The sequence below is a fragment of the Azospirillum sp. A29 genome, assembly GCF_042604625.1.
Lineage (GTDB): Bacteria > Pseudomonadota > Alphaproteobacteria > Azospirillales > Azospirillaceae > Azospirillum > Azospirillum palustre.
Window position 1 is genome coordinate 292,804 of record NZ_CP170460.1, and the last position, 24,945, is coordinate 317,748.

Sequence of the window (24,945 nt, forward strand, 5' to 3'; positions counted from 1 at the left end):
GTGCCGAACCAGACCGACATTCAGTTCCCCGCCGACCATCCCACCGCCGCCGGCCATTTCCCCGGCAACCCGATCATTCCGGGCGCGGTCCTGCTCGACACCGCCCTCACCGCCATCGCCGCGGCCGAAGGGTCGGTCCCCGGACCCAGCCTCGGCCCCTGCCACCTGCGCTCCGCCAAGTTTCTGCACCCGGTCCGCCCCGGCGACCGCATGCAGGTCGAATGGCAGGCCACCCCTGCCGGCGGCATCGCCTTCACCGGCAGCGTGGCCGGCCGTCCGGTGATGACCGGCGCCCTCATGGCCGGCCCCTTCATGGCCGGCAGCGTGACCCGATGAAGCTTCCCCTGCGCGCCAAGCGGACGGCCGACGCCGCGTCCTCCCCCATCGCTCCGCCGTCACCGCGGCGCCGTCGCCGGGAATGGATGAACCGGCCGGAGCGCAGCACGACCGCCGCCATCAAATTCATCGTCTGGGTCGCCCTGCGGCTCGGCCGGCGGGCGGCACGGCTGCTGCTCTATCCGATCTGCCTCTATTTCGTCCTGTTCTCGCGCAAGCCGCGCCGGGCATCGGCGCTGTTCCTGTCGAAGGCGCTGGGCCACCCGCCGGGATTCGGCGACCTGTTCCGCCACTATCACGTCTTCGCCGCCTGCCTGCTCGACCGCGTCTTCTTCCTGAACGACCAGTCCGACGATTTCGACGTCCGCGTCCATGGCGAGGACATCGTCATCGACCTGATGCAGCGGGGGGAGGGTTGCCTGCTGATCGGCGCTCATATGGGCAGCTTCGAGGCGATCCGCATGCTGGGCCACCGCCAGCACGACCTGCGCGTCAGTCTGGTGATGTATGAGGAGAACGCCCGCAAGATCAACTCGGTCCTCAACGCCATCAACCCGCTGCTGTCGATGGAGGTGATCGCGCTGGGCCGCCCGGATTCGATGCTGCGCGTGCGCGAAAGGCTGGACCAGGGCCATTTCGTCGGCATGCTCGCCGACCGCACCCTCGATGGAGAAGTGGAGGTCCGCCTGCCCTTCCTCGGCCAGCCCGCCGGCTTCGCGCTCGGCCCCTTCCAGTTGGCGGCGATGCTGAAGCGGCCGGTGGTGCTGATGGTCGGCATCTATCAGGGCGGGCGGCGCTACGACGTCCATTTCGAGCGCATCGCCGACTTCTCCGACCTGAAGAAGCAGGACTGGCCCGTTCAGGAGCGGTCGGGCCTCGTGCGCTGGGCGGCCGGGCGCTTCGCCGACCGGCTGGAGCATTACGCCCTGTCCTCCCCCTACAACTGGTTCAATTTCTATGATTTCTGGAAATAGACCGGCCCGCCGCCCGATCCTGGCGGCTCTGGCGACCCTCCTGCTGGCCGGCGCCGCCACGCCGTCGCTGGCGGCCGAGCCCTGGGGGCTGGAGGATCTGTTCGCCCGCCTCAAGCAGGTCGGCAGTTCCAGCGCCCGCTTCACGGAAACCCGCGAGGTCGGCCTGCTGACGGCACCGCTGGAGAGCAGCGGCACACTGACCTACCGCCGCCCCGACTTTCTGGAAAAGCGCACCCTGCAACCGCAAGCCGAAAGCCTGCGGCTGGACGGCGACCGGCTGACGCTGACCCAGGCCGACGGTGCCTCTCGCACGCTGTCGGTCTCATCGATGCCGGAAATCCAGACCTATGTGGAGAGCATCCGCTCCACCCTGCGCGGCGACGTGCCGACCGTCATGCGCTTCTACGAGGTGGTTCTGGAAGGCACGTTGCAGGACTGGCGCATGCAGCTGACGCCGCGGGCGGAAGAGGCGCGCAGGATTGTCCAGCGCATCGACATCGCCGGCCGCGACGCCAGCATCCGCCGGATCGAGCTTCTCCAGGCCGACGGCGACCGCTCCGTCATGACCATCCAGCCTGACCCGGCATGACCGCTGCGGCGAGACGGGGCGGGTGGAACATCGTGCTGTGGCTGGCCGGGCTGGTTGTCTGCGGCCTGCTGGTGGCGCGCACCTCCGTCACCGCCGACCTCTCCGCCTTCCTGCCCCGCTCGCCCTCGGCCACCCAGCAGCTGCTGGTCGACCAGCTGCGCGACGGCGTCGTTTCGCGCCTGATCCTGGTTGCCGTCGAGGGCGACGCACCGGATCGCCTGACCGGCCTCAGCCGTGCGCTCGCCGCCCGGCTGCGCGGCAATCCGCTGGTCGCCGCGGTGGAGAATGGCGAGCGGACGGGGCGCAGTGCCGACGGCGCCTATCTCTGGACCAACCGCTATCTGCTGAGCCCCGGCGTCACCCCCGACCGCTTCACGGTTGAGGGGCTGCAGGCAGCCTTGCAGAACGACCTCCGCCTTCTCCAGTCGCCGGCGGGCATGGCCCTGAAGCAGGCCCTGCCCGCCGACCCCACCGCCGAGATCCTGCGCCTGACCGACCGGATGCTGGGCGACACCGCCGGCCCGGCCAGCCGCGACGGCGTTTGGGTCTCGGCCGACGGGGCGCGGGCGCTGCTGCTGGTCCAGACCGCCGCCCCGGGTTTCGACATGGACGCCCAGCAGAAGACGCTGGATCTGATTCGGGGCGCCTTCGACGAGGCACGCGGAACGGCCGGCTCCGCCCAACTGGCGATGACCGGACCGGCGGTCTTCTCGGTCCAGACCCGCGACCGCATCGAGGCGGATGCCACCCTGTCCTCCATCGTCGCCACCGCTCTGGTGGCCGGCATTCTGCTGCTGGTCTACCGCTCCTTGCGCGTGCTCGCCCTGTCGCTGCTGCCGGCGGCGACCGGAACGCTGGCCGGCATCGCGGCGGTCGGGCTTGGCTTCGGCACGGTGCATGGCATCACGCTGGGCTTCGGCGTCACCCTGCTGGGCGAGAGCGTCGATTACGCCATCTACCTGTTCACCCAGACGCAGCCGGGAAGCCCGGCGCACCGCACCCTTCGGCGCATCTGGCCGACTGTGCTGCTGGGCATGGCGACCTCGGTCGTCGGGTTCGGCACGATGCTGTTCTCCAGTTTCAGCGGATTGGCGCAGTTGGGCCTGTTTTCCATCACCGGGCTGGTTGTGGCGCTGGCCGTCACCCGTTGGGTGCTGCCGTCCCTATTGCCGGACGGCTATGCGACCGAACGACCGGCGCGGCTGGCGCCGGTTCTGACCGCCCTGACCCGCGGCGCTCCCGCCCTGCGCCTGCCGCTGGCCGCGGCGACGCTGCTGTCCCTGGCATGGCTGGCCTATCTGGGCCCGGCCATCTGGTCGGCAGAGCTGTCCAGCCTCAGCCCGGTGACGGAGGCCGAGCAGCGGCTGGACGAGGCGCTGCGCCGCGACCTCGGCGCCCCCGACGCCGGCCATCTGCTGGTGACCGGCGCCGCCACGGTAGAGGAGGCGCTCGCCGCCGCCGAACGGCTGGCCGTGCCGCTGGAGACGCTGACCCGCGACCGCCTGATCGCCGGCTATGACTCCCCCGCCCATACCCTGCCGAGCCAAGCCGCCCAGCGTGCCCGGCAGGATGCCCTGCCTCCACCCGACCGATTGCGTGCATCGCTGACCGAGGCGCTGCAAGGACTACCGTTCCGACCTGACGCCTTCGCTCCGTTCCTGGCCGACGCGGAGAAGGCCCGGACCATGCCGCTGCTGACCCCGGCCAGCCTGGACGGCACCAGCCTCAAGCTGAAAGTCGATTCGCTGCTGGTCCGCAGCGGCACCGGCTGGACCGCCATGCTGCCCCTGCGCGGCGTGACCGACCCGCAGGCGCTTGCCGCCCGGCTGGCCGGCGATCCTGCGGCACGAGGCGCCACCCTGCTGAACCTGAAGGAGGAGTCCGACAGCCTTTATCGCACCTACCGGCAGGAGGCGCTGACGCTCGCCCTGCTGGGAGCCGTCGCCATCACGCTGCTGCTCGCCCTTGCCTTGCGGTCAGTCCGCTCGCTGGTCGCGGCGGTGATGCCGCTGGCGGCCGCAGTGGTGATCACCATGGCGCTGGTGACCGCCCTGGGCCAGACGCTGACGATCTTCCATCTGGTGGGGCTGCTGCTGGTGGTCGGTGTCGGCTCCAACTACTCCCTGCTGTTCGAGCGGCCGGAGCCTTCGCCTGCCTTGCGCGAGCGCACCGTCGCCTCCGTCGTCATCGCCAATCTCTGCACCGTCATCGGCTTCGGCACGCTGGCCTTTTCCAGCATCCCGGTTCTGCACGGCATCGGCATGACCGTGGCCATCGGCGCCTTCCTCTGCCTTGCCTTCGCTGCGGTTCTCGGCCGCCAACAGCCTGCCGAACCGGAGGATGCCGGCCATGGCTAAGCCTCGGCGCTGGACCCCGCCGCCAGTGCTGCGTGCGTCGGCCGCCCTGCATGTCGCCGCTGCGGCCGGTGTGGCGGTGGTGCCCGCGGCCTGGCCCTGGGCGCTGGCTGCGCTGATGGGAAACCATGCTCTGCTCGGCGCCATCGGGCTTTGGCCGCGCAGCAGCCTGCTCGGCCCCAACCTGCGCCGCCTGCCGACAGAGAATGCCCGGCTCGGGCAGGTCGGGCTCTGCTTCGACGACGGCCCCGATCCGGCGGTGACACCCGCCGTCCTCGACCAGCTCGACCGCGCGAAGGCCAAGGCGAGCTTCTTCTGCATTGCCGCCCACGCCGCCCGCCATCCCGGCCTGATCGAGGCCATCGTCCGCCGCGGCCATACGGTGGAGAACCACAGCTGGCACCATTCCCACCGCTTCGCCGCCATGGGCATCGGCGCCATCCGCCGCGAGGTGGGGGAAGCGCAACAGATCCTGACCGCTCTCGCCGGCTGCCCGCCGCGCTTCTTCAAGCCGCCCGCCGGCCTGCGCAATCCCCTGCTCGACCCCGTGCTCGCCGGTCTTGGCCTGCATCTGGCGACCTGGACCCGGCGCGGCTACGACGCGGTTCGGCGCGATCCTTTGGCGGTGGAGCGGCGTTTGACCCACGGTCTCGCCGCCGGTGACCTGTTGATGCTCCACGACGGCTCCGCCGCCCGCGATGGCGATGGACGGCCCGTGGTGCTAACCGTGCTGCCGCGCCTGCTCGATACCCTGGCCGTCCGCGGGTTGACGGCGGTTTCGCTGGAGGTGGTGGCCGATGACTGACGCCGTCTTCCGCGAACTGGTCGCCGCCGCCGCCCGCCCCTATCGCCCCTGTGGCCGCCATGCCTGGCATTTCGCCAAGGGCAAGCTGGCCGGCGACCCCGTCTTCCGTCACCTGTTGCGTCACCCGCTGCTGCCCCCCCGCGGGCGTCTGCTCGACCTCGGCTGCGGCCAGGGGGTGCTGACGGCATTGCTGCGCGCCGCCGCCGACCAGCATGCCGGCGGCGAATGGCCGGCGGAGTGGCCTGCTCCACCGGCTGCCCTCGCCACCAGGGGCGTCGAACTGTCGCCCAAGCGGGTGCGGATCGCCAGGGCGGCGTTGGGCGACGACGCCGTCACCCAGGGCGACATCCGCGACACCGACCTGCCCCGCTGCGATGCCATCGTCATCCTGGACGTGCTGCTCTATCTCCACCGTGAGGAACAGGCGGCAGTGCTGGCCCGTTGCGCCCAGGCGCTGAACCCAGGCGGGGTTCTGATCCTGCGGGAAGCCGACGCCGGCGGCGGACTGCCGTTCCGGATCACCCGCTGGGCCGAACAAATCGCCTGCGCCGCACGGGGCCGCTGGCGCCAGCCTCTGACCTACCGCCCGGCGGCGGAGTGGTCGGACCTGCTGAACAGCCTTGGATTCGCAACCGAGGCTCGACCGATGAGCCAGGGAACACCCTTTGCCAACACCTTGTTCATAGCCCGGCAAAGCAAAGCCTCAGTCCAAATTTGCCCTTCCTTGTATGATTCTGCCGGTGTTAGCATTCCATCGGCAATGAAACCGCAACCGACCACCAACACCGTCCAAAATTCATAAGAAGTCTATCGTGCAGCCACTTTCCCTAAGCCATATGAGCATCGTCAGCAGCCTTGGCGCTGGCCAGGATGCAACCCTGGATGCTCTGCTCACCGGCCGGGGTGGCCTGAAACCTTGTAGGTTCGAGACGGCTACACTGGACACGCACATCGGCGAGGTGGCGGGGGTGGAAGACACCCGCATTCCGGACGATCTTGCCGATTTCGACTGCCGCAACAACCGGCTTGCCGAGATGGCTCTGCATACCGACGGTTTCGCCGCGGCTGTCGCCGACGCCCGCGAGCGCTATGGCGCCGACCGGATCGGCGTCTTCCTGGGCACCAGCACCTCCGGCATCCTGTCGGCCGAACTGGCCTTCCGGGCGCGCGATCCGCAGACCGGAGCCCTGCCATCTGCCTTCAGCTTTGCCACCACCCACAGCACCGGTTCGCTGGCCGATTTCGTCCGCCTGCGCCTGGGGTTGACGGGACCGGCCTTCGTGGTTTCCTCCGCCTGTGCCACCACATCGAAGGTTTTCGCCAACGCCGCCCGCATGATCGCTGCCGGCCTGTGCGATGCGGCGGTGGTCGGCGGTGCCGACAGCCTGTGCCTGACGACGCTCTACGGCTTCCACTCGCTGGAACTGGTTTCCCCCGCCCCCTGCCGGCCGTTCGATGCGGACCGCAGCGGTGTCTCGCTGGGCGAGGCCGCCGGCTTCGCCCTGCTGGAGCGAGCCGCCGCCAAACCCACCCCCGGCACCATCCACCTGCTGGGCACCGGCGAAAGCAACGATGCGCACCACATGTCGACCCCCCATCCGGAAGGGCTGGGCGCCCGGCTGGCGATGGAGCGGGCGCTGACCAGCGCCGGCCTGCGCCCGGCAGACATCGACTATGTCAACCTGCACGGCACCGCCACCACCTATGGCGACGCGGCGGAGGATCAGGCGATCACCGGCCTGCTCGGCACCTGCACCCCGGTCAGCTCGACCAAGGGCTACACCGGCCACATGCTGGGTGCCGCCGGCATCGTCGAGGCGATCATCAGCGTGCTGGCACTCCGCACCGGATTGCTCCCCGGCAGCCCGCAGACCCTGACCCTCGACCCTGTCCTGCGCAGCCGCTATCTACAGGCCAACGAAAAAGGCCGGCTGGACCGCGTGATGACCAACTCCTTTGGCTTCGGCGGCAGCAACAGCAGCCTGATCTTCGGGTGGGCGGCCTGATGCGCGCCTATGTCGAGGGGATCGGCCTGCTCGGTCCGGGACTTCCCGGCTGGGAGCAGTCGCGCGCGATCCTGACGGGCGAGGCTGCCTATGTGGCCGCGCCAGCCGTGCTGACCGCCAGCCCGCTCCTGCCGCCCGCCGAACGGCGCCGCAGCGTGCCGACGGTGAAGCTCGCCATGGCGGTGGGGGCCGAGGCGCTGGCGCAGGCCGGACGAGATGCAGCCACCGTCGCCACCGTTTTCACCTCCTCCAGCGGCGATCCCGACACGCTGCACCAGATTCTGGACTCCCTGGCGTCGGAGGAGCGCGACATCTCGCCGACGCGCTTCCACAACTCCGTCCACAATGCGCCGGCCGGCTACTGGAGCATCGCCACCCGCTGCCGCGAGCCCTCCACCAGCCTGTCCGCCCATGACGAAAGTTTCCAGACCGGCTTGCTGGAAGCGGCGGCGGAGGTTTCGGCGGATGGCTGGACCGTCGCGCTGATCGCCTACGACCTCCCCTATCCGGAGCCGCTGAACAAGGTCCGACCCATCGCCGGGGCCTTCGGCATGGCTCTGGTCCTGACGCCGCAACCGACCGGGCGTTGCCTTGCCAGCCTGGACATCGAGCTGTCGCGCAGGGACGAGCCGGTCAACCGCATGGTCGACATCGGCCTGGAGGCACTGCGCACAGGCAATCCGACAGCCCGCTCCCTGCCGCTGCTGGCCGCCCTTGCGCGGGTCGGTGCAGGCGGCGCGCCGGAAGCGGTCGTGCTCGACCTGCCGCCGGGCGGACGGGTAGTGATCCGGGTGGGCGCGCCATGCCGATGACGCACGATGAGCTTGCCGCCCTGATCCCGCATGCCGGGACCATGTGCCTGCTCGACGGCGTGCTGTCCTGGGACCGCAGCCGCATCCGCTGCATCGCCCGCAGCCACCGTGCCGCCGACAACCCGCTGCGCCACGCCGGGCGGCTCGCCGCGCTGTGCGGAGTCGAATACGCGTCCCAGGCGATGGCGGTGCATGGCGGGCTGACCGCCGACGGCGGGCGCCCCGCCGCGGGCTACCTCGCCAGCCTGCGCGACCTGTCCTGTCAGGTCGCGCGGCTCGACGACATTGCGGAGGATCTGGTCATCGACGCCGAGAACCTGACCGGCGAGGGCAGCCGCGTGATCTACGCCTTCTCCATCACGGCCGGCGACCGCGAGTTGCTGAGCGGCCGGGCGGCTGTGGTGATCGACGCCGGCGTCACGGATTTGGGGGCGGCATGAAACGCGCACTCGTCACGGGCGGCAGTGGGGCGCTGGGCGCCGCGATCTGCAAGGCGCTGGCCGCCGGCGGCAATCATGTGCTGGTCCACGCCAACGGTTCCATCGCTCGCGCCGAAGCGCTGGCGGCGGAGATCGCCACGTCCGGCGGATCGGCGGAAGCGGTGGCCTTCGACGTGACCAATGCCGAAGCGACCGCCGAGGCGCTGGAGCGGGTTCTGGAATCGGGACCTGTTCAGATCCTGGTCAACAATGCCGGCATTCACGATGACGCGGTGATGCCGGCGATGCGGCGGGAACAGTGGGGCCGCGTCATCGACGTGTCGCTGAACGGCTTCTTCAACGTGACGCAACCGCTGCTGATGCCGATGATCGGCATGCGCTGGGGCCGGATCGTCTCGGTGTCGTCGGTGGCGGCCATCGCCGGCAACCGCGGCCAGACCAACTATGCCGCCGCCAAAGCCGGTCTGCATGGTGCGACCAGGTCGCTGGCGCTGGAACTGGCGCCACGCGGCATCACCGTCAACGCGGTGGCGCCGGGCATCATCGCCTCGCCCATGGCCGACGCCGCCTTTGATGCCGAGATGGTCAAGCGGATGGTGCCGATGAAGCGCGCCGGCCGGCCGGAGGAGGTGGCCGACCTCGTGGCCTTCCTGGCCTCCGACCGCGCCGCCTACATCTCCGGCCAGATCGTGTCGATCAACGGAGGAATGATCTGATCTGCCGGGACCGCACCCGCCGGACCGCCAGCATCGGCAGCCGGCCGACGAAGCCCAGCATCAACCGCGTGTGCATCCAGGTCAGCAGGGCATTGTCGCGGACATACTTGAAGTGGGAAACGCCGCCCTCCTCCGCCTTGAAATAGCGGACGGGGGCCGGGACGTTGAGGATCGGCAGGTTGGCCCAGCACAGCCGCACGGCCGCCTCCGGATCGAAGTCGAAGCGGCGCATCCACGGATTGCGCCGCATCACCGCGCGCAGCGGCTTGATCGGGTAAACCCGGAAGCCGAACAGGGAGTCGCCGATCCCACCCCACAGCGTCTCCAGATTGGCCCACCAGTTGGAGACTTTGCGACCGCCGACGCGCAGCCGCGGCGCCCCGGCGTCGAACACCGGCCTGCCCAGCACCAGCGCATCGGGGTTTGCCAGCGACACGCCCTGGAACTGCGGAATGCGGTCGGCCGGGTGCTGGCCGTCGGCATCCATGGTCAGCGCATGGGTGAAGCCGCTGCGCTCCGCCTCCTCCAGCCCGTGCAGCACGGCGGCACCCTTGCCGCGGTTGACCGGCAGTTCCAGCACGCGCAGGTGCGGATCGTCCTCCGCCATCGCCCGCAACTTCTCGCCCGTGCCGTCGGTGCTGCCGTCGATGACGACCCAGACCGGCGCCCAATGCGCGCGGGCCGCCCGCACCGTTTCGAACAGCTTCGGCCCGGTGTTGTAGCTGGGGATCAGGACAAGATGGCTGGTGGAGGCGTCGGTGATCAAAGCTCTGCCCTGTAATGGCGTTCCACATCCCCGACCAGCCCGCGCACATCGATCGGCGGATCGAAACGGCGGCCGAGGCGGACGGTGTAGACCAGGGGGAACTCCGGCTTGCGGAACAACGGCCAGCCCTTGCCGAGGAAGTTGGTGTTGGCCTCGATGAACACGGTCTGCACCGGCACGCCCGCCGTTTTGGCGATCAGCGCGAAGCCGCCCTTCAGCGGGTTGACCGGCGGCCGCTCGGTCCGCGTGCCTTCGGGGAAGATCAGCAGTTGATGGCCGGCGCGCACACGCTGCGCCGCCATCTTGATCAGCGAGTTGGGCGCATCGTTGCGGATGTAACCGGCCATCCGCGCCCCGCCGCCGAAGAGGAGGTTGTCGTAAACCGGGGCCTTGGCGATGCAGACGAGGTCCGGCATCCGCGAGATCAGCAGCACGGCATCCAGGATCGACGGATGGTTCGGGCAGATCAGCAGGCCGCCGTCGTCCTTCAGCGAATCCAGCGCCGACAGGTCGGTCCTCAGCACCCCGCAGGCCCGCAGCGTGTCCAGATAGAGGCCGAATCCCGTCCTGATCGCCTGCCGCCCGAGCGGACCGGCGATCCGCCGCGGCAGAAGCGGGTTGAGCAGCGCCGCCGTCAGGCTCCAGGCCAGCGACATCAGGCCGAACAGGAACAGCAGGCCGTAGAACAGGGGATAGTCCCAGGCCCGCCGGACCGCGCCGAGAATGCCTAGACCGCGTCGCCCACGGGGGTGCGCACGTTCTGCCGCCGTTTCCGCCATGCCATGTAGTTCCTTTTCAAGTCCAGCAGGGCGTTCATGTAGTAGATCGCCTTGAATATCTTCAGCCGCGCCTTGATCGGCGACGGGCGGAAGACGTCGCCGGCCAGAAGCGAAAGCAACGCCTCCTCCACCCGGAAGACATTGCGTGGTCCCATGAACAGGTTGCGCAGGGCCGGCGTCGTCACCCGGTAGATGTACCATGAGAAGGTGCCGATGCCCTGACGGACGGTCTGCTCGAAACGCTTCAGCACCTGTTCCTGGCGGGCCGGTTCGCGCAGACAGGCGTCGACCGCCTCGGCCCCTTCGAAGGCGCTGGTCATCGCCAGATAGACGCCGGTGGAAAAAACCGGATCGATGAAGGCGAAGGCATCGCCCAGCATGACATAGCCGGGGCCCGACATGCGGTCGGCCTGATAGGAGAAGTTGCCGGTCCCCGTCACCGGTCCGGTCAGTTCCGCCCCTTCCAGCCGCTCCGCCAGCGCCGGGCACAGGGCGATGGTGTCGAGGAAGAAGCGGGTCTGGTCGGTCTTGCGCGTCTTGAAGTAATAGGGCCAGCAGACCGCCCCGACACTTGTGGTGCCGTCCGCAAGCGGGATGAACCAGAACCAGCCATGGTCGAACCAGAAGACGGTGATGTTGCCTTCGGCCTTGCCCAGCAGCCGCTTGGCGCCGGTGAAATGGCCGAACATCGCCGCACTGTTGTGCTTGGCGTTGCGCCGCTTGATGCCGAAGCGGGATGCCAGCAGCGTGTCGCGGCCCGAAGCATCGACCAGAAAGCGCGTGCGCAGGGTGCGGGTCGTGCCGTCCTCCTGCCGGGCGGTGACGTTGCTGCCGTCCGTTCCCCGAATGTCGACATCCGTCACCTTGCAGCCTTCGATGACCGTCGCCCCCTTCGCCGCGGCATTGCGGATCAGGATATGGTCGAATTCCGACCGCCGGACCTGAAAGGCATAGGGCTTGGTCTTGTCCCAGGCATTGGCGAAGTCGAAGGTGACGGCCTTGCCATGATAAGGCGAAACGAATTCCGCCCCATATTTCAGCATGCCGATCCGCTCCACCTCCTCCAGCACGCCCAGCCGTTCCAGCAGAGGCAGGTTGCAGGGAAGAAGGGATTCGCCGATGTGGAACCGCGGGTGATGGTCCTTTTCCAGCAGAACCACCCGATGGCCTTTCCCGGCCAACAGAGCCGCGGCGGACGAACCGGCCGGTCCGCCACCCACCACCAGGACATCGCAATCGTAATCGGAACCGTTCGACACCATGGGCTTTGCCGCTCTCCCGCTTGTCCCGCTTTGGGGTGTTCGAGGTGGATACCCGTTTCTGGCTTTTTGACCGGTCACTCTCGCCAAAATTTACCGCAGCCCATCCCGCGCAATCCAGGGACAAAACCCTGACACTGCCCTTTATCCGGGGACTAGCCGAAAGGATATATCCGCTCGACTCTGATATTAGCGCTTGCTGTTCTCAACATTCCGACAAGCAATGTTTCGGATTGATTTCAAAGCCACTGCATGCCGCGGTCCAATCCGACCGATGCACTTGAGCCAATGCAACCGTCTTGATTGGTTACCCATTTGGTGACATGGAAACCCACTTGCCTGCCGGGTTCCGCACCCACAAGATGCCGACGACCTGAAAACGACCAACTCAACCGGGGATGCATGGTGCGTGTCTTGCCAACGACGCTTGCCGTTGCCGCCTGCACCCTGTCGGCGATCATCCTCTGCATGCCGGACCGGGCCGGCGCGCAGGATGCGGGAAAGCCGCTGTTCGAGATCGGCATCGGCGGCGGTGCCGGCTACATCCCCGATTATCCGGCCGCCGACCAGAACCATGTCCAGGCCGCCGCCCTGCCCTACGTCATTTACCGTGGCGACGTTTTCCGCGCCGACCGCAACGGAATCCAGGGCCGGCTCTACCGCTCCGACCGCGTGACCTTCGAGGTCAGCCTGGAAGGCGCCCTGGGCTCCTCCGCCGATCACAACCGGGCGCGGGAGGGCATGCCGGATATCGATCTTCTGGGAGAGATCGGCCCGGCACTGAAGATCAACCTGCACCGTGACAGCGACAGGCGCGACCGGATCGACCTGACTCTGCTGGTGCGCAGCGTCTTCTCCACCGATTTCAGCCGCATCAAGTACCGCGGCCTCGTCTTCGCGCCCGATGTCGCCTACAGCAAGGCGGGCCTGATATCCGGTGACGACCAGTTCCGCTTCAGCATGGGACCGATCTTCGCCTCCAGCCATCTGATGGACTATTTCTATCAGGTGGAGCCGCAATATGTGCGGCCCGGCCGCCCGGCTTACGACGCAAAGGCCGGCTATCTCGGCCTGCGCCTGCACAGTTCGCTCGTCATGCCGGTGACGGAGCGGATTTCCGCCTTCGGCGCCGTCCGTGGCGAGCTGTTCTCCGGTGCTGCGAACGACGACAGCCCGCTTTACAAGCGAACCGTCAACCTGTCGATTGGGGCCGGCTTTACCGTCTCGCTCTACCGGTCGGACAGCCGGAGCGGCGCGGTGAGCGACATTCTAGACTGATCTCAACTCCCATTGGCCCGCTCCCTTTCGAAGGAGACAACGCCGTGCCGACCGAATCCACGCCCCGCGTCGGCACCGCCGTCGAACCGCATCCCGTTCTGGACACCTATTATGGCGACAGGACGCAGCGGCAGCGCTTCGTCCGCGGGCTGTTCAACCGCACTGCCCATCATTACGACCGCATCAATGCCATCTTCGCGCTTGGGTCCGGCTCCTGGTACCGGTCGCAATGCCTGCGGCGGGCGGGTCTGCAGCCGGGCATGCGGGTGCTGGACGTCGCCATCGGCACCGGCCTCGTGGCGCGGGAGGCCGTGTCGCTCTGCGGCAATCCCGGCGATGTCATCGGCCTGGATCTCAGCGAAGCGATGCTGGCGGAGGCACGGCGCAGCCTTCCCATCCCGCTGATCCAGGGCGTGGCCGATGCCCTGCCGTTGGCCGATAGCAGTATGGACCTCGTCACCATCGGCTATGCGCTGCGCCATGTCGGCGACCTGACCGCCACCTTCCGCGAGTTCCGCCGCGTGCTGCGTCCGGGCGGGACCGTGCTGGTGATGGAGATCGGCCGGCCGCGCCGCCCGGTCACCCGGCACCTGATGAACGCCTATCTCGGCATTGTGGTGCCGGCAGTCTCGCGCCTCAGCGGTGGCGGCGAGAGCGGACGGACGCTGATGCGCTATTATTGGGAGACGATCGACCGCTGCGTGGAACCGGAGATCATCACCGCCGCGATGGCGACGGCCGGACTGGCGCAGGTACGCTGCGACACCGATTATGACCTGTTCAAGAACTATATCGGCAAGCGCCAAGCCGAAGCCACGGTGTGAAGGGCTGAATGAAAAGCTGACGACCGGCGATCCGCCTGTTGTTACTACCCCTCTTAGGGGTTCTTCACCCGCCTTTGCCGATGCCTTCATGGGGTTATCGCACTCATAGTTGTCCCTACAGGGCAACAACCAGAACAGATTCGGTGAGGAAAGACATGCTGGGTAAAACGACTTGGGCGGCATTGTCGGTGGCGGCTTTGCTGGTCGGCTGTGCCGGGCAACAACAGGGGGCGGCGACCGGCGACGGGACAGGCGCCACCGCCTCGGCCGCACCGTCGACGCCGGGAGGAAGAATGGTAAAGTCGCGCGACGGGCGCTATGAGGGCGAGGTGATCGGCACCCCTGCCCCCGGCAGCCGTTTCGCAAAGTTGCAGATCGGCATGACGATGGAGGAGGTCTCCACCCTGATCGGCGCGCCCGACAACATGATCCGGCACGAGACCGGCAAGCGCTGGATCCCGTTCTATTTCGGCAACGACGCCCAGCGGCTTCAGGTCATCTACCGCAACGAAGGCTGCCTGACCTACACCGGCGGCAATGTCTTCGGCGGCGGCGGGTCGGAGCTGATCCGCATCACCGTCGCGCCGAAGGGCGGCTGCCTGGACACGTAAGCCGCCGGCGGGCCAAAGCAGGGGCGGTCCCACCCCGCTCAGGCATCGATCAGAAGGCGGTTCTTTTCCATCGTCACCTTTTCCGTCTTGGCGGTGGCGATCACCGCCTTCTGGAGCTTCTCGAAGGCACGCACCTCCAACTGGCGCACGCGCTCGCGCGAGACGTGGAAGGTTTGGCTCAATTCCTCCAGCGTCAGTGGCTCGTCGCGCAGGCGGCGGGCGATCAGGATCTTGCGCTCGCGGTCGTCCAGCACGCCCAGCCCGAGCTTCAGGAACTGCTGGCGCCGGCGGCGCTCCTCTGAGTCGGCAAGCGTCGTCTCCTGGTCCGGACGGTCATCGGCCAGCAGGTCCTGCCACTCGGCATCGCCATCCTCCGACAGGCCGACATTCAGCGAGCGGTCGTTGCCCAGGCGGCGGTTCATCTCCACCACCTCGGCCTTCGACACGTTCAGTTCGGTGGCGATGCTTTCCACCGCTTCCGGCGACAGGTCGCCGCTCTCCAGTTCCTGCATCCGTGCCTTCAGGCGGCGCAGGCTGAAGAACAGCTTCTTCTGCCCGGCGGTGGTGCCGATCTTCACCAGCGACCAGTTGTGCAGGACATATTCCTGGATAGCGGCACGCACCCACCACGAGGCATAGGTGGCGAAGCGGAACCCCTTGCCGGGATCGAACTTCTGCGCCGCCTGCATCACGCCGACATTGCCCTCCGCCACAAGATCGGACAGCGGCAGGCCATAGCCGAGATAGCCGCGCGCCATCTTGACGACGAGCCGCAGATGGCTGCCGACCAGCTTGTCGAGTGCCGATGGGTCCTGGTGGTCGTGCCAGCGGACCGCCAGATCATGTTCCTGTTCAGGCGTCAGATACTGATACTTGCGGGCATCCTGCAGATAGAGTTGCATCGGCTCGGCGGAGCGGGGTTCGGCAGGACGGGTTTGGGCGGTGGGGGTGGTCTGGGTCGTGCGGGTTTCAGCGTTTCGCTGCATGGTGTCTCTTTTTCTCCCATCCGACGGGAGCGGCGCCGCGGGCAAAGGCCCCGGCGTTGTTCGGGTCGGTCCTGTTGAAAGGTCGATTTTTGGTTCGTTGCGTTACCGGCATTCGACGCTGCCGGACGGCGTGCACCGGGTCTCGGTGCTGGAAAGGTCGGAGAAGAGGTCCTCTCCAGCCCCGCGGGCGGCGCCGCGACCGGGGAAGGAGGTCGCCGCAGCCGGCACGCCACGAGGGCCGGAGAGGAGCGGCTGGGCCACGCGATCAGCGCGACCGAACCGGGGGAAGCTTAAGGATCATCGGGGCGAAAGCCATTCTGTCGGAGCCGGCGCCATCAGCGGCGCAACAGACACTATATAGGAATTTTCACAACGCATAAAAGGGGCGCCCAGGCGAATTTCCCTGGCACCCCAACTGAAGCTTGGTTCCCGCGTCTGTCTTGGCGGAACGTTTTCGGAAATGGGACACGCCACCGCCACTTTCAACCCCCTGCCGCAAAATCGATGATCTTTCGAATTTCGATGGACCTTCATAAGATGATCAACCGATCATCGGTCAAATTATACAAAACAAACTCCAAAATGAGATTTCGTTAGAAAGTCTAAATACTGTCTTCCAATGATCAGGCCGTGTTATTTTTAGGTTGTCACTTGCAGTCTTACCTCTTCTGCGCTTACCGTTGTCCTGTTTCCAGCATCCACCGACCCGAGGCTAGAGCCGACATGCTTGAAGACATCGTGATCGACACCCCTGTCGACCGGCCGCACAATTCCGGCAAGACGTCTGAACGGATTTCCGGCCATGCGCCGTCCCAGCCTCTGCGCGTCGCGGTGCTGTGGAAGACGCCGAATCTCGGCCTCTATTCGAACGCCCCCTTCGACGATCTGTACAACGGAATCGGGCACAACAACGGCAACCTCGCCTTCGTGCATTCGATCTGCAGCCACATCAACAATCCGATGAAGCATTTCAGCTGGGGCTCGTCGGCGGAGACGCTGCGGAACAACGCCGACATCATCGTCATTCCCTGCGCCAACCAGCTGGGCCGCCACACCGATTACGGCCAGATGGCGGAGAATCTGGAGAAATCCGGGCTTCCCGTCGTCGCCATCGGCCTCGGCGCCCAGGCGAACAGCTATGAGCACGACATCGAACTCAGCCCCGGCACGCTGCGCTGGGCGCAGGTGATCGCGGCCTCCAACCCGTCCTCCATGACCTCGCCCAACATCTACACCCGCGGGGCCTACACGACGGCGCAGTTGGACAAGCTGGGCATCGCCGGTTCGCTGCCCGGCGGCTGCCCGTCGCATTTCCTCAACCAGGCGCCGGGCCTGGGCCGGAAGATCCATGCGAACTGGTCGGCTCTCGACCTGCCGCGCTCGATCACCGTGGCCGGCGGCCATCAGGCCTGGGTGAAGACGCGGGAAATCGAGCACCAGCTGATCGCCCTGATGATGGACCCCATTGCGCCCGGCCAGTACATCGTCCAGTCGATGGGCGAGATGATCCGTGCCTCGCGCGGGCTGTTCGACAGCATCGATCCGCATGCGCTGAAGGAAATCCACCGCCACACCGTGCCGCATTACTCCTTCGAGGAGTTCAAGGCTTGGTGCCGAAACTATATGCGCTCCTACTATGACGTGCCGGCCTGGATGGACACTCTGCGCCAACAGGATCTGACCATCGGCTGCCGCTATCACGGCGTCGCCCTGGCGATCCAGGCGGAACGGATGGGCCTGACGGTCACCATCGATTCCCGCACGCGCGAGCTTTGCGAGAACACCGGCGTACCCTATGCCGACGCCGCCGACCTGACGATGCCGTTGACGCGCAGCCGCCTGAAATCGCTAATCAATTTCGATCCGGACGCCTACGACCGCCACCGTGCCGAGTCGGCAGCCCGGTACCTGGACTTCCTGATTGCCAACCGGCTTCAGCCGGCGCCCTTCCTGAAGTCCATCGCGAACGGCAAGTGACGGTGAAGACCGCCATGCTCCGCCGGACCGCGGCACTGGCGCTCACGCTGGGCATGGTCGCTGCACAGGCCCACGCACTGACGATCAGGAAGACGGGAGAACCGGAAACGGTCACCTCCTGGCAACGCGACGCCTGTGCCGAAAGCGACGCGCCGGACACCCCGGCGCGCGCCTTCCGGGACGCCGGCGGCACGGTGCATCTGATCGCCTCGCATTCCACCGCACGGGCCCTGACCGGCCCGTCGCTGAATGCCGTGCGGCCGAACTGCGCGGTGATCTTCCAGGGTCATGGGCAGGACGATCCGCGCCTGCATGACGACCGCAGTTGGATTTCGTCCTTCTACACGCCGGACGGCAGCACGGTCTTCGCCCTGGTCAGCAACGAATTCCATGCGCAGAAGCGGCGAGCGCTCTGCCCGTCCGGCGAGTACATGCGCTGCTGGCGCAACAGCATCACCGCGGCGGTTTCCAGCGACGGCGGGTCCAGCTTCCGGCTGAGCGCCGCCCCGCCCAACCACACTGTCGCAACGCTGCCCTATCCCTACAGCGGCGACGTCGGCCAGCGCACCGGCTATTTCGCGCCCAGCAACATCGTCCGCAACGGCGACCACTGGTACGCCTTCCTGTGGGCCGAGCGGTTCGGCGCGCAGCAGCGTGGCGCCTGCCTGATGCGCACCGACAATCTCGCCGATCCGCAAAGCTGGCGCGGGTGGGACGGCAAATCCTATTCCGTGCGCTTCGTCCGCGACGGCCAGAGCGGCGATGCGCCGGAGAACCATGTCTGCGCCCCGGTCGCCCCCAATGTGTTGCAGGGCACCGTGCGCAGCATCGTTCGCCACCGCGCCAGCGGCCTGTTCATCGCCACCGTGGCGATGACCCGCGACGGCCGCACCGGCGTCTGGACCACCACCTCCCCCGATCTGGTCAATTGGTCGAAACCGGAGCTTCTATGGGCCGCCTCCCTGCTGTTCCGCTATGGCTGCGGCGATGCGGCGGCCTTCGACTATCCGGCTCTGCTCGACCCAGACAGCCAGAGCCGCAATTTCGAGGATGTCGGCGAGACCGCCTACGTCTACATGACGCGGCTGAACCTCGACAAATGCAGGATCACTTGGAACCGCGACCTCGTCCGCGTGCGGGTGGAGATCGACGGAGGCTGAACGGGGCGGCGATCACGGCTGCCGGCTCCAGGGCGGCGGCGACAGCCTGTCGGTGATCCAGTCGGCGAAAGCCCGGGTCTTGCCGGCGATGAAACGGCCGGACGGCCGGATCAGATGGATCGCAGTCTCCCCGTCGGCGTCGCCACCGATACCGCCCCTGGCACCGCTCTCGACCGTCCAATCCGGCAGAACGGGCACCAGACGCCCGTCGGTCAATTCCCGCCCGGCCAGCCATTCCGAACACATCATCAAGCCTTTCCCGGCCACGGCGGCGTGAAGCAGGCTTTCGGCATTGTCGGTCAGCAGCGGCCCGGCAACCCGAACCCGCACCCGCTCGCGCCCCCGGGCGAAACGCCATTCCGACGGCGAGGCGAACAGGGCGAACAGCAGCGCGTCATGGCCGGACAGATCGGCAGGTTCCTTCGGGACTCCGCGCAACACGAGGTAGGAGGGCGCGGCGCAGATCAGCCGCCGGTCGACCGCCAACCTGCGCGCCACCAGAGAACTGTCGGGCAACCGGCCGATGCGGATTGCAAGGTCGAACCCTTCCCCCACCAGATCGACGAAACGGTCGCTGTAGAAGGCCTCGATCCGCACGCGGGGGAACGCGGTGAGGAAGTCGAGCAGGAGCGGCGCCACCCACAGCCGCCCGAAGGCTTCCGGCAGCGACAGCCGCAGCGTGCCCTGCGGAACGGCCCCGGCATCGGCGGCCTCCCGCTCGGCATCGGCCAGCAGGGTTAGGGCCATGCGCGCACGGTCGGCGAACCGGCGCCCGGCCTCCGTCGCCGTCACCCGCCGTGTCGTGCGCTCCAGCAGCCGCACCCCCAGCCGACGCTCCAGGGACGAGACCCGGCGCGACAGCACCGAGGCGTCGCGGTTCAGCACCCGCGCCGCCGGGGCGAAGCCGCCGGTGTCGAGAACCGCCAGGAAGGCGGCGATCTCCTCCAAGCCCTGATCGCTCAATTCGTGCATGGTGTGCAGCAATATCATGCAAAGGCGACCGATTAAAGGATCGAGCGCAACGGCATAGCCTCGCATCACACGATCACAGCAAGCGAGGAACTGCCCGATGCGCGCCTATCAGCTCGAAGCCCCCCGTCTCGACGCCTTCCGCATCGCCGAACTGCCGCGCCCCACGCCGGGCGCCGGCGAGGTGCTGGTCCGCCTGCGCGCCGCCAGCCTCAACTACGTCGATCTCGCCGTGGCCACCGGTACCTTCCCGGTGCCGTCGCTGCCGCTGATCCCCGTCGCCGACGGCGCGGGGGAGGTGGTGGAAACCGGTTCCGGGGTGACCGGGTTGGCGGAGAGGGATCGCGTCATCCCGCATTTCCTGCCGGACTGGTCGGCGGGAGCCCTGCCGCCGGTCGCGGGACGGAGGATGCGCGGCATCACCATGCCCGGTTCGCTCGCCGATTATGCCGTGGTTCCGGCCGCCAGCCTTGTCCCGGTGCCGCAACATCTGTCCTTCACCGAAGCGGCCACCCTGCCGATAGCCGCCACCACCGCCTGGCGGGCAATCCGCACCGGTGCCGTCCGTCCGGGCAGCACGGTTCTGCTGCTCGGCACCGGCGGCGTCAGCCTGTTCGCCCTGCAATTCGCCAAGGCGGCCAGCGCCCGGGTCATCATCACCTCCTCCTCCGACGCGAAACTGGACCGGGCGAAGGCGCTCGGCGCCGACGAGACGATCAACTACACGACAACCCCCGACTGGGATGTCCGGGTTCTTGAGCTGACCGGCGGGGCCGGCGTCGATCTGGTGGTCGAGACCGGCGGTGCGGGGACCTTCCCCCGCTCGCTCAACGCCACCGCGGAGGAAGGGACGGTTTTCGTCATCGGCTTCCTGAGCGGCGCCGACCTCCGGACGTCGCTGTTCCCGATCATCATGAAGATGCTGAAGGTGGTCGGCAGCAACACCGGATCGGTGGCGGACCTGCGCGAGGCGGTCCGTGCCATCGAAACCGGCAAGCTCCGGCCGGTGGTCGACCGTGTCCATGACTTCGAGGATGCGGCCGGCGCCTATGCCGCCCTGTCGCGCGGCAGCCATTTCGGCAAGATCGCCATTGCGCTCGGCAACGGCGGCTGATAGCGGCTGATAGCCGTTGCGAAGCGTTGGCCTGCGACCGATGTCTCGGCATGGACCCAGGAACGAGGAGTGGCGCCATGCCGGACAGCGATCCCTTTGATCTCCAGCGCTTCGTCGAGGCTCAGGCCCCGGTCTATGCGACCGTGCTGACGGAACTGAGCGACGGCCGCAAGCGCAGCCATTGGATGTGGTTCATCTTCCCGCAGCTGCGCGACCTCGGCCGTTCGCCCACCGCACGGTTCTACGGCATCGCCGTCCTGGACGAGGCGCGGGCCTATCTGGCGCACCCCGTCCTGGGCGGCCGGCTGGCACAGGCGACCGAAACCGTGCTGGCCGTGCAGGGGCGAACGCTTCATGAGATCTTCGGCTCACCCGACGATTTGAAGTTCCGCTCCTCCATGACCCTGTTCGCCGAGGCGGCGGCAGAAGGGGGAGACCTCTACCGCAAGGCACTCGACCGATTCTGCAACGGCCAGCCGGACGACGCGACCTCGAGGCTGCTGGCCTGACAGCCGGCCGTCAGGCCAGCAAGTCGCCAAGCGCCAGCCCGCGCTCCCGCCCCAGACTGTCCAGCATCGCCAGGGTGGCGCCGTCCAGCGGGATGCCGTCGGCCAGACGTTGCCGGCGGGTGCGGGTTTCCGGCTCGCCCGGCATCTGGATGGCATCGGCTCCGGGCGCCGTGGGCGTGTCGCGGACATAGGCCACCAGATCGTCGAGATCGGCTGCCCATTGCGCGTTGCCGCCGCGCGCCGGGTCGAAGACGATGGCGAACATGTTGTTCATGACCCGGCCGGAATCCTGGTGGGACGGCGTCCCCGGCATCGCCGAGGCCAAAGCCCCCGCCAGCACGTCGCACATCAGCGCCAGCCCGAATCCCTTGTGCCCACCCAGCGGCAGCAAGGCGCCCGAAGGATCCTGGAACATCACGCCGGGATCGCGCGTGGGGGCGCCCTGCTGGTCGAGCAGCAGGCCCGGCGCCATCTCCTGCCCCTTGCCCATGGCGACGCGGCATTTGCCGACGGCGACGGCGCTGGTGGCGAAATCCAGGATCAAGGCCGGCGTCGCCTGCGTGGCCGGAACCGCGATGCAGATCGGGTTGGTGCCCAGCCGCGGCCGGGTGCCGTCATGCGGCGCCACCGCCGGGCGGGTGACGACATTGACGAAGGCGAGCATGACCATCCCGGCACCGCTGCACTGCTCGCCATAGGAACCGACGCGGCCGATATGGTGGCTGTCGCGCAGGGACAGCACGGCCAAACCGTCCTGCCGCGCCTGCTCGATGGCAAGCTGCGTCGCCTCGCGCGCAATGACCTGCCCATAGCCGCTGCCGCCGCCGACCGCCAGGAAGGGGCCGGACCGGCCGATTACCGCCGCATGCCGGTTGGGCCGCAGCAGCCCTGCGGCAATCGCCGGCATGTACATCGCCAGCATGCCGACACCGTGGCTGTCGTGCCCGCGCAGATTGGCTTCGACCAGATGGTCGGCAACGACCGCCGCTTCCGAAGCCTCGCTTCCTGCCGCTTGCAGCAGACGCCGCGCAGCCTCCGTCAGCCGCTCCGCCCGGACCGGCCGCAATCCGGTGCCATAGACGCCGGCAGTGAAGGACGCCGCCGCGGCGAAGGGATCCTTTTGTGTTTCCGTCATCGTCTGCCTTCCCGTTCGATGGCCCCTATTTGGTTGCCGCTCCCAAGGCGGGGCAAGGGCTGAGTTGTTGCCGAAAAAGCAAGAGGGCGGATCCCGGCAGCCTGGACCGCCGGAAATCCGCCCCGCTTCAGCCGATCAGACCGTCCGGTCAGGCGGCGTTGACCTCCGCCACGAAGCGCCGGACTTCGTCCTTCAGCCGCTCGGACTGCTCCGAGACGCTCTCGACGCTGGTGGAGACGAGGCGCATCCGCTCGCTGGTGGTGGTCATGGTGGACGACAGCGAACCGACGCTGCTGGTGACGCGGCGGGAGTTGTCGGCGGCGGCGCGGGCGTTGGCGAAGATCTGGTGGGTCGCCGCCTCCTGCTGCTGCACGGCCGACGCCACCTCGCCGTTCAGCGCGCTGAGGTTGGTGATCAGGCTGGCAATGCTTTCGATGGCGCCGATGGCGTTCGCGGTCGCCGCCCGGATCGCGCCCACCTGCGACTGGATGTCCTCGGTGGCCTTCGCCGTCTGGGTGGCGAGGCTCTTCACCTCGCTCGCCACCACGGCGAAGCCCTTGCCGGCCTCGCCGGCACGCGCCGCCTCGATGGTGGCGTTGAGCGCCAGCAGGTTGGTCTGGCCGGCAATCGAGTTGATCAGCTCCACCACCGCGCCGATCTGCTCGGCGGCCGACGCGAGGCCGGTGACGATCCCGGTGGTGTTGGAGGTCTCCGTCACCGCGCGGGACGCGGTCTGGGCGGCGCTTTCCACCTGACGGCTGATCGCGGCGATAGAGCCGCGCAGTTCCTCGCTGGCCTGGGCGGCGGATTCGACGCTGTCGGAGGCACCCTGCGCGGCTCCTGCGGCGGCATGCGCCTCGTCGGTCGTGCTGGCGGCGTCGTTGGTCAGGGCGGCGGTGCGCTCGTGCAGGGCCACGGTGGTGGTGCTGAGCGTCGCAACGACCTCGTCCATCGCGCGGGCGAACTCGGCGGCACGGACGGACAGGCGCTCGCGCTGAAGGTCGCGGGCGGCACGCTCCAGGTCGGCGCGCTGGCTCTCGTCACGGGCACCCTGCAATGTGGTGGCGAGCCCGGCGACGGCGCGGGCCATGTCGCCGATCTCGTCGGGCCGGTCGGCATGGGGCACCGCAGCCGTCAGGTCGCCGCCGCCGATGCGGCCCAGCACGTCGCGGATCGCCAGCAGCGGACGCGACATACCGCGCGACACCCAGATGCCGATGCCGACGCTGACCGCCAGAAGCAGCAGCGAGACCTCAAGCTCGCGCCAGATGCGGGCGCGGAATTCCGCATCGACATCATCGGTGTAGACACCGGTGCCGACCATCCACTGCCAGGGCTGGTAGCCGGTGGCATAGGCGATCTTCGGAGTCGGCTCGGCGTCGTCGGTACGCTTGTGGCGGAAGGCGACGAAACCGCCGCCGGCCTTGGCCGCCTCGGTCATCTGAACGTTAAAGGGGACGCCGTCGGGGTCCTTCAGGTTCAGCAGGTTCTTGCCCTCGACCTGCGGACGCAGGCCATGAACCATGCTGACACCGGCATAGTCGTAGACGAAGAAATACTCGCCATTGCCATAGCGCATGGCGCGCACGGCATCCCGGGCACGCTCCTGCGCCTCCGCGCGCGGCAGCTTGCCGGACTTCTCCTGCTCGCCATACAGCGCGATGACGGACGCGGCCGCATCGACCATCTCCTTGACCTTGGCCTTGCGCTGCTCGATCAGGTTCGTGCGCGTTCCCGTCAGGTGGACGGTGGCCCCGGCGAGCGTGCTGAGCAGCGCCACGCCGAACACCAGCAGCATGAGCCGCGTACCAATCTTGAGCTTCATCGCCCTTCTCCTTACTCCTGATCCACGCGGCATCGCGCGGTATCCACGCATCGATTTTCGATTGGACTTCTGACCGGTTCTCCAGTCAGGCCGGGCAGCAGGCCCCGGCTTTCGCCTCCAGCGGAGTCTCCAGTGGAGTTGCCAGCGGGTCGCAGCGCCACCATCCCGGCCCGCCCGGCGGGGCGGACAGGCGGGTGAAGGCCACGACCTCGCAATTTCCCAGTTCCACACCCGGCCGCCCGGCGAGCCGGTGCAGCAGAATGCGGGCTACGCCCTTGCTGCCGACCAGCAGCGGCCGGTGCTCCAGCAGTCCGGCGGGTCCGTTCGCCAGTTCGTCGACACCATCCAGGACACGGGCGGCGAAGGCGCCTTCGCTTTCCCCGCCCGGCGGCGTCTCTCCGGCGGCGAACCAGGGGCGCGTCAGTTCGATCGGCAGGCCGTTCCAATCCCCCAGGCTGCGCTCGCGCAGCCAGTCCCGCCTGAGCAGCGGAACGCCCAGTGTCTCGGCGAACACGGCGCCGGTCACGGCGGTGCGATCCAGCGGACCGGCGATCACCAGACCGCAGATCCGGCCGGACCGGCGGAGCCGCCCCGCCGCTTGGCGGGCCTGCTCGACCCCGCGTTCGGTCAACGGAATGTCGCGGTCGCCGCCGCAGCGCACGCCCCGGAGGTTGTCGTCCGTCTCGCCGTGGCGCACGAAATGGAAGCCGTCCGTCATCGC

Annotated in this window: 25 protein-coding genes; 17 read left to right on the top strand and 8 right to left on the bottom strand. The window is 67.9% G+C overall.

All coding sequences use genetic code 11. The features are described 5' to 3' along the window. From ABNQ38_RS01225 to fabG, 10 genes are read left to right on the top strand one after another with little or no spacing between them, the layout of a single operon-like run. Complete coding sequence (locus ABNQ38_RS01225) at positions 1-336, top strand: hypothetical protein (protein WP_377805282.1); 336 nt, start codon at positions 1-3, stop codon at positions 334-336. After that, a complete protein-coding gene (locus ABNQ38_RS01230; protein WP_377805283.1) occupies positions 333-1,310 on the top strand; it encodes a hypothetical protein in 978 nt (325 codons plus the stop codon). The genes ABNQ38_RS01225 and ABNQ38_RS01230 overlap by 4 nt, the downstream gene beginning before the upstream one ends. After that, positions 1,294-1,899 carry a LolA-related protein gene (locus ABNQ38_RS01235; RefSeq protein ID WP_377805284.1) on the top strand — a complete coding sequence of 202 codons (606 nt, stop codon included), beginning with the start codon at positions 1,294-1,296 and terminating at the stop codon, positions 1,897-1,899. Before ABNQ38_RS01230 ends, ABNQ38_RS01235 begins: the two co-directional genes overlap by 17 nt. Beyond that, positions 1,896-4,256: an MMPL family transporter gene (locus ABNQ38_RS01240; RefSeq protein WP_377805285.1), complete on the top strand. Its 2,361-nt coding sequence runs from the start codon at positions 1,896-1,898 to the stop codon at positions 4,254-4,256. The genes ABNQ38_RS01235 and ABNQ38_RS01240 overlap by 4 nt, the downstream gene beginning before the upstream one ends. Then, entirely contained in the window at positions 4,249-5,058 is an 810-nt protein-coding gene (locus ABNQ38_RS01245; RefSeq protein ID WP_377805286.1) for a polysaccharide deacetylase family protein, read from the top strand. Before ABNQ38_RS01240 ends, ABNQ38_RS01245 begins: the two co-directional genes overlap by 8 nt. Further along, the gene (locus tag ABNQ38_RS01250) at positions 5,051-5,860 is read left to right on the top strand and encodes a class I SAM-dependent DNA methyltransferase (RefSeq protein ID WP_377805287.1); all 810 of its coding nucleotides are present in this window, start codon (positions 5,051-5,053) and stop codon (positions 5,858-5,860) included. The genes ABNQ38_RS01245 and ABNQ38_RS01250 overlap by 8 nt, the downstream gene beginning before the upstream one ends. Before the next feature lie 10 nt (positions 5,861-5,870). Then, positions 5,871-7,064, top strand: a complete 1,194-nt coding sequence (locus ABNQ38_RS01255; protein WP_377805288.1) for a beta-ketoacyl-[acyl-carrier-protein] synthase family protein — start codon at positions 5,871-5,873, stop codon at positions 7,062-7,064. Continuing rightward, entirely contained in the window at positions 7,064-7,876 is an 813-nt protein-coding gene (locus tag ABNQ38_RS01260; RefSeq protein ID WP_377805289.1) for a beta-ketoacyl synthase chain length factor, read from the top strand. Before ABNQ38_RS01255 ends, ABNQ38_RS01260 begins: the two co-directional genes overlap by 1 nt. Continuing rightward, positions 7,867-8,316, top strand: a complete 450-nt coding sequence (locus ABNQ38_RS01265) for a hypothetical protein (RefSeq protein WP_377805290.1) — start codon at positions 7,867-7,869, stop codon at positions 8,314-8,316. Before ABNQ38_RS01260 ends, ABNQ38_RS01265 begins: the two co-directional genes overlap by 10 nt. Beyond that, positions 8,313-9,032, top strand: coding sequence for a 3-oxoacyl-ACP reductase FabG (gene fabG, locus ABNQ38_RS01270; RefSeq protein ID WP_377805291.1), 720 nt, complete (start codon positions 8,313-8,315; stop codon positions 9,030-9,032). Before ABNQ38_RS01265 ends, fabG begins: the two co-directional genes overlap by 4 nt. On the opposite strand, the gene ABNQ38_RS01275 is transcribed toward fabG, so the two are convergent. The 3 genes from ABNQ38_RS01275 to ABNQ38_RS01285 are packed head-to-tail and all read right to left on the bottom strand — an operon-like array spanning position 9,013 to position 11,839. Continuing rightward, complete coding sequence (locus tag ABNQ38_RS01275; protein ID WP_377805292.1) at positions 9,013-9,798, bottom strand: glycosyltransferase family 2 protein; 786 nt, start codon at positions 9,796-9,798, stop codon at positions 9,013-9,015. The genes fabG and ABNQ38_RS01275 overlap by 20 nt on opposite strands. After that, on the bottom strand, positions 9,795-10,577 hold the full coding sequence (locus ABNQ38_RS01280; RefSeq protein ID WP_377805293.1) for a lysophospholipid acyltransferase family protein: 783 nt from the start codon (positions 10,575-10,577) through the stop codon (positions 9,795-9,797). The genes ABNQ38_RS01275 and ABNQ38_RS01280 overlap by 4 nt, the downstream gene beginning before the upstream one ends. Beyond that, positions 10,526-11,839, bottom strand: coding sequence for an NAD(P)/FAD-dependent oxidoreductase (locus ABNQ38_RS01285; protein ID WP_377805294.1), 1,314 nt, complete (start codon positions 11,837-11,839; stop codon positions 10,526-10,528). Before ABNQ38_RS01285 ends, ABNQ38_RS01280 begins: the two co-directional genes overlap by 52 nt. Before the next feature lie 411 nt (positions 11,840-12,250). On the opposite strand from ABNQ38_RS01285, the gene ABNQ38_RS01290 reads away from it, so the two are divergent. The 3 genes from ABNQ38_RS01290 (at position 12,251) to ABNQ38_RS01300 (ending at position 14,549) form a co-directional block, all read left to right on the top strand. After that, the gene (locus ABNQ38_RS01290) at positions 12,251-13,114 is read left to right on the top strand and encodes a MipA/OmpV family protein (protein ID WP_377805295.1); all 864 of its coding nucleotides are present in this window, start codon (positions 12,251-12,253) and stop codon (positions 13,112-13,114) included. Positions 13,115-13,158: 44 nt separating this feature from the next. After that, positions 13,159-13,938, top strand: coding sequence for a class I SAM-dependent methyltransferase (locus tag ABNQ38_RS01295; RefSeq protein ID WP_377805296.1), 780 nt, complete (start codon positions 13,159-13,161; stop codon positions 13,936-13,938). Positions 13,939-14,093: 155 nt separating this feature from the next. Then, the gene (locus ABNQ38_RS01300; protein WP_174474757.1) at positions 14,094-14,549 is read left to right on the top strand and encodes a hypothetical protein; all 456 of its coding nucleotides are present in this window, start codon (positions 14,094-14,096) and stop codon (positions 14,547-14,549) included. A gap of 38 nt (positions 14,550-14,587) precedes the next feature. Here the strand turns inward: ABNQ38_RS01300 and rpoH are convergent, their stop codons facing one another. Next, positions 14,588-15,535, bottom strand: a complete 948-nt coding sequence (gene rpoH / locus ABNQ38_RS01305; protein ID WP_377805297.1) for an RNA polymerase sigma factor RpoH — start codon at positions 15,533-15,535, stop codon at positions 14,588-14,590. A 723-nt stretch (positions 15,536-16,258) separates the two neighbouring features. On the opposite strand from rpoH, the gene ABNQ38_RS01310 reads away from it, so the two are divergent. Together ABNQ38_RS01310 and ABNQ38_RS01315 are read left to right on the top strand one after the other, a co-directional pair. Next, positions 16,259-17,512 carry a polysaccharide pyruvyl transferase family protein gene (locus ABNQ38_RS01310; protein ID WP_377805298.1) on the top strand — a complete coding sequence of 418 codons (1,254 nt, stop codon included), beginning with the start codon at positions 16,259-16,261 and terminating at the stop codon, positions 17,510-17,512. Between the two features lie 14 nt (positions 17,513-17,526). Beyond that, the gene (locus tag ABNQ38_RS01315; protein ID WP_377805299.1) at positions 17,527-18,672 is read left to right on the top strand and encodes a hypothetical protein; all 1,146 of its coding nucleotides are present in this window, start codon (positions 17,527-17,529) and stop codon (positions 18,670-18,672) included. Between the two features lie 12 nt (positions 18,673-18,684). Here ABNQ38_RS01315 and ABNQ38_RS01320 read toward each other — a convergent pair whose 3' ends face one another. Beyond that, on the bottom strand, positions 18,685-19,662 hold the full coding sequence (locus tag ABNQ38_RS01320) for a LysR family transcriptional regulator (protein WP_377805300.1): 978 nt from the start codon (positions 19,660-19,662) through the stop codon (positions 18,685-18,687). Positions 19,663-19,741: 79 nt separating this feature from the next. On the opposite strand from ABNQ38_RS01320, the gene ABNQ38_RS01325 reads away from it, so the two are divergent. Together ABNQ38_RS01325 and ABNQ38_RS01330 are read left to right on the top strand one after the other, a co-directional pair. Further along, positions 19,742-20,755 carry an NAD(P)-dependent alcohol dehydrogenase gene (locus ABNQ38_RS01325; protein ID WP_377805301.1) on the top strand — a complete coding sequence of 338 codons (1,014 nt, stop codon included), beginning with the start codon at positions 19,742-19,744 and terminating at the stop codon, positions 20,753-20,755. A gap of 77 nt (positions 20,756-20,832) precedes the next feature. Continuing rightward, on the top strand, positions 20,833-21,264 hold the full coding sequence (locus ABNQ38_RS01330) for a DUF1810 domain-containing protein (RefSeq protein ID WP_377805302.1): 432 nt from the start codon (positions 20,833-20,835) through the stop codon (positions 21,262-21,264). A gap of 10 nt (positions 21,265-21,274) precedes the next feature. Here the strand turns inward: ABNQ38_RS01330 and ABNQ38_RS01335 are convergent, their stop codons facing one another. The 3 genes from ABNQ38_RS01335 to ABNQ38_RS01345 form a co-directional block, all read right to left on the bottom strand. Beyond that, positions 21,275-22,399: a malate/lactate/ureidoglycolate dehydrogenase gene (locus ABNQ38_RS01335; RefSeq protein WP_377805303.1), complete on the bottom strand. Its 1,125-nt coding sequence runs from the start codon at positions 22,397-22,399 to the stop codon at positions 21,275-21,277. A 148-nt stretch (positions 22,400-22,547) separates the two neighbouring features. Further along, positions 22,548-24,224 (bottom strand): methyl-accepting chemotaxis protein, encoded by a 1,677-nt coding sequence (locus ABNQ38_RS01340; RefSeq protein WP_377805304.1) that lies wholly within the window; start codon positions 24,222-24,224, stop codon positions 22,548-22,550. An 85-nt stretch (positions 24,225-24,309) separates the two neighbouring features. After that, positions 24,310-24,942 carry a histidine phosphatase family protein gene (locus ABNQ38_RS01345; RefSeq protein ID WP_377805305.1) on the bottom strand — a complete coding sequence of 211 codons (633 nt, stop codon included), beginning with the start codon at positions 24,940-24,942 and terminating at the stop codon, positions 24,310-24,312. Between the last annotated feature and the right edge of the window lie 3 nt (positions 24,943-24,945).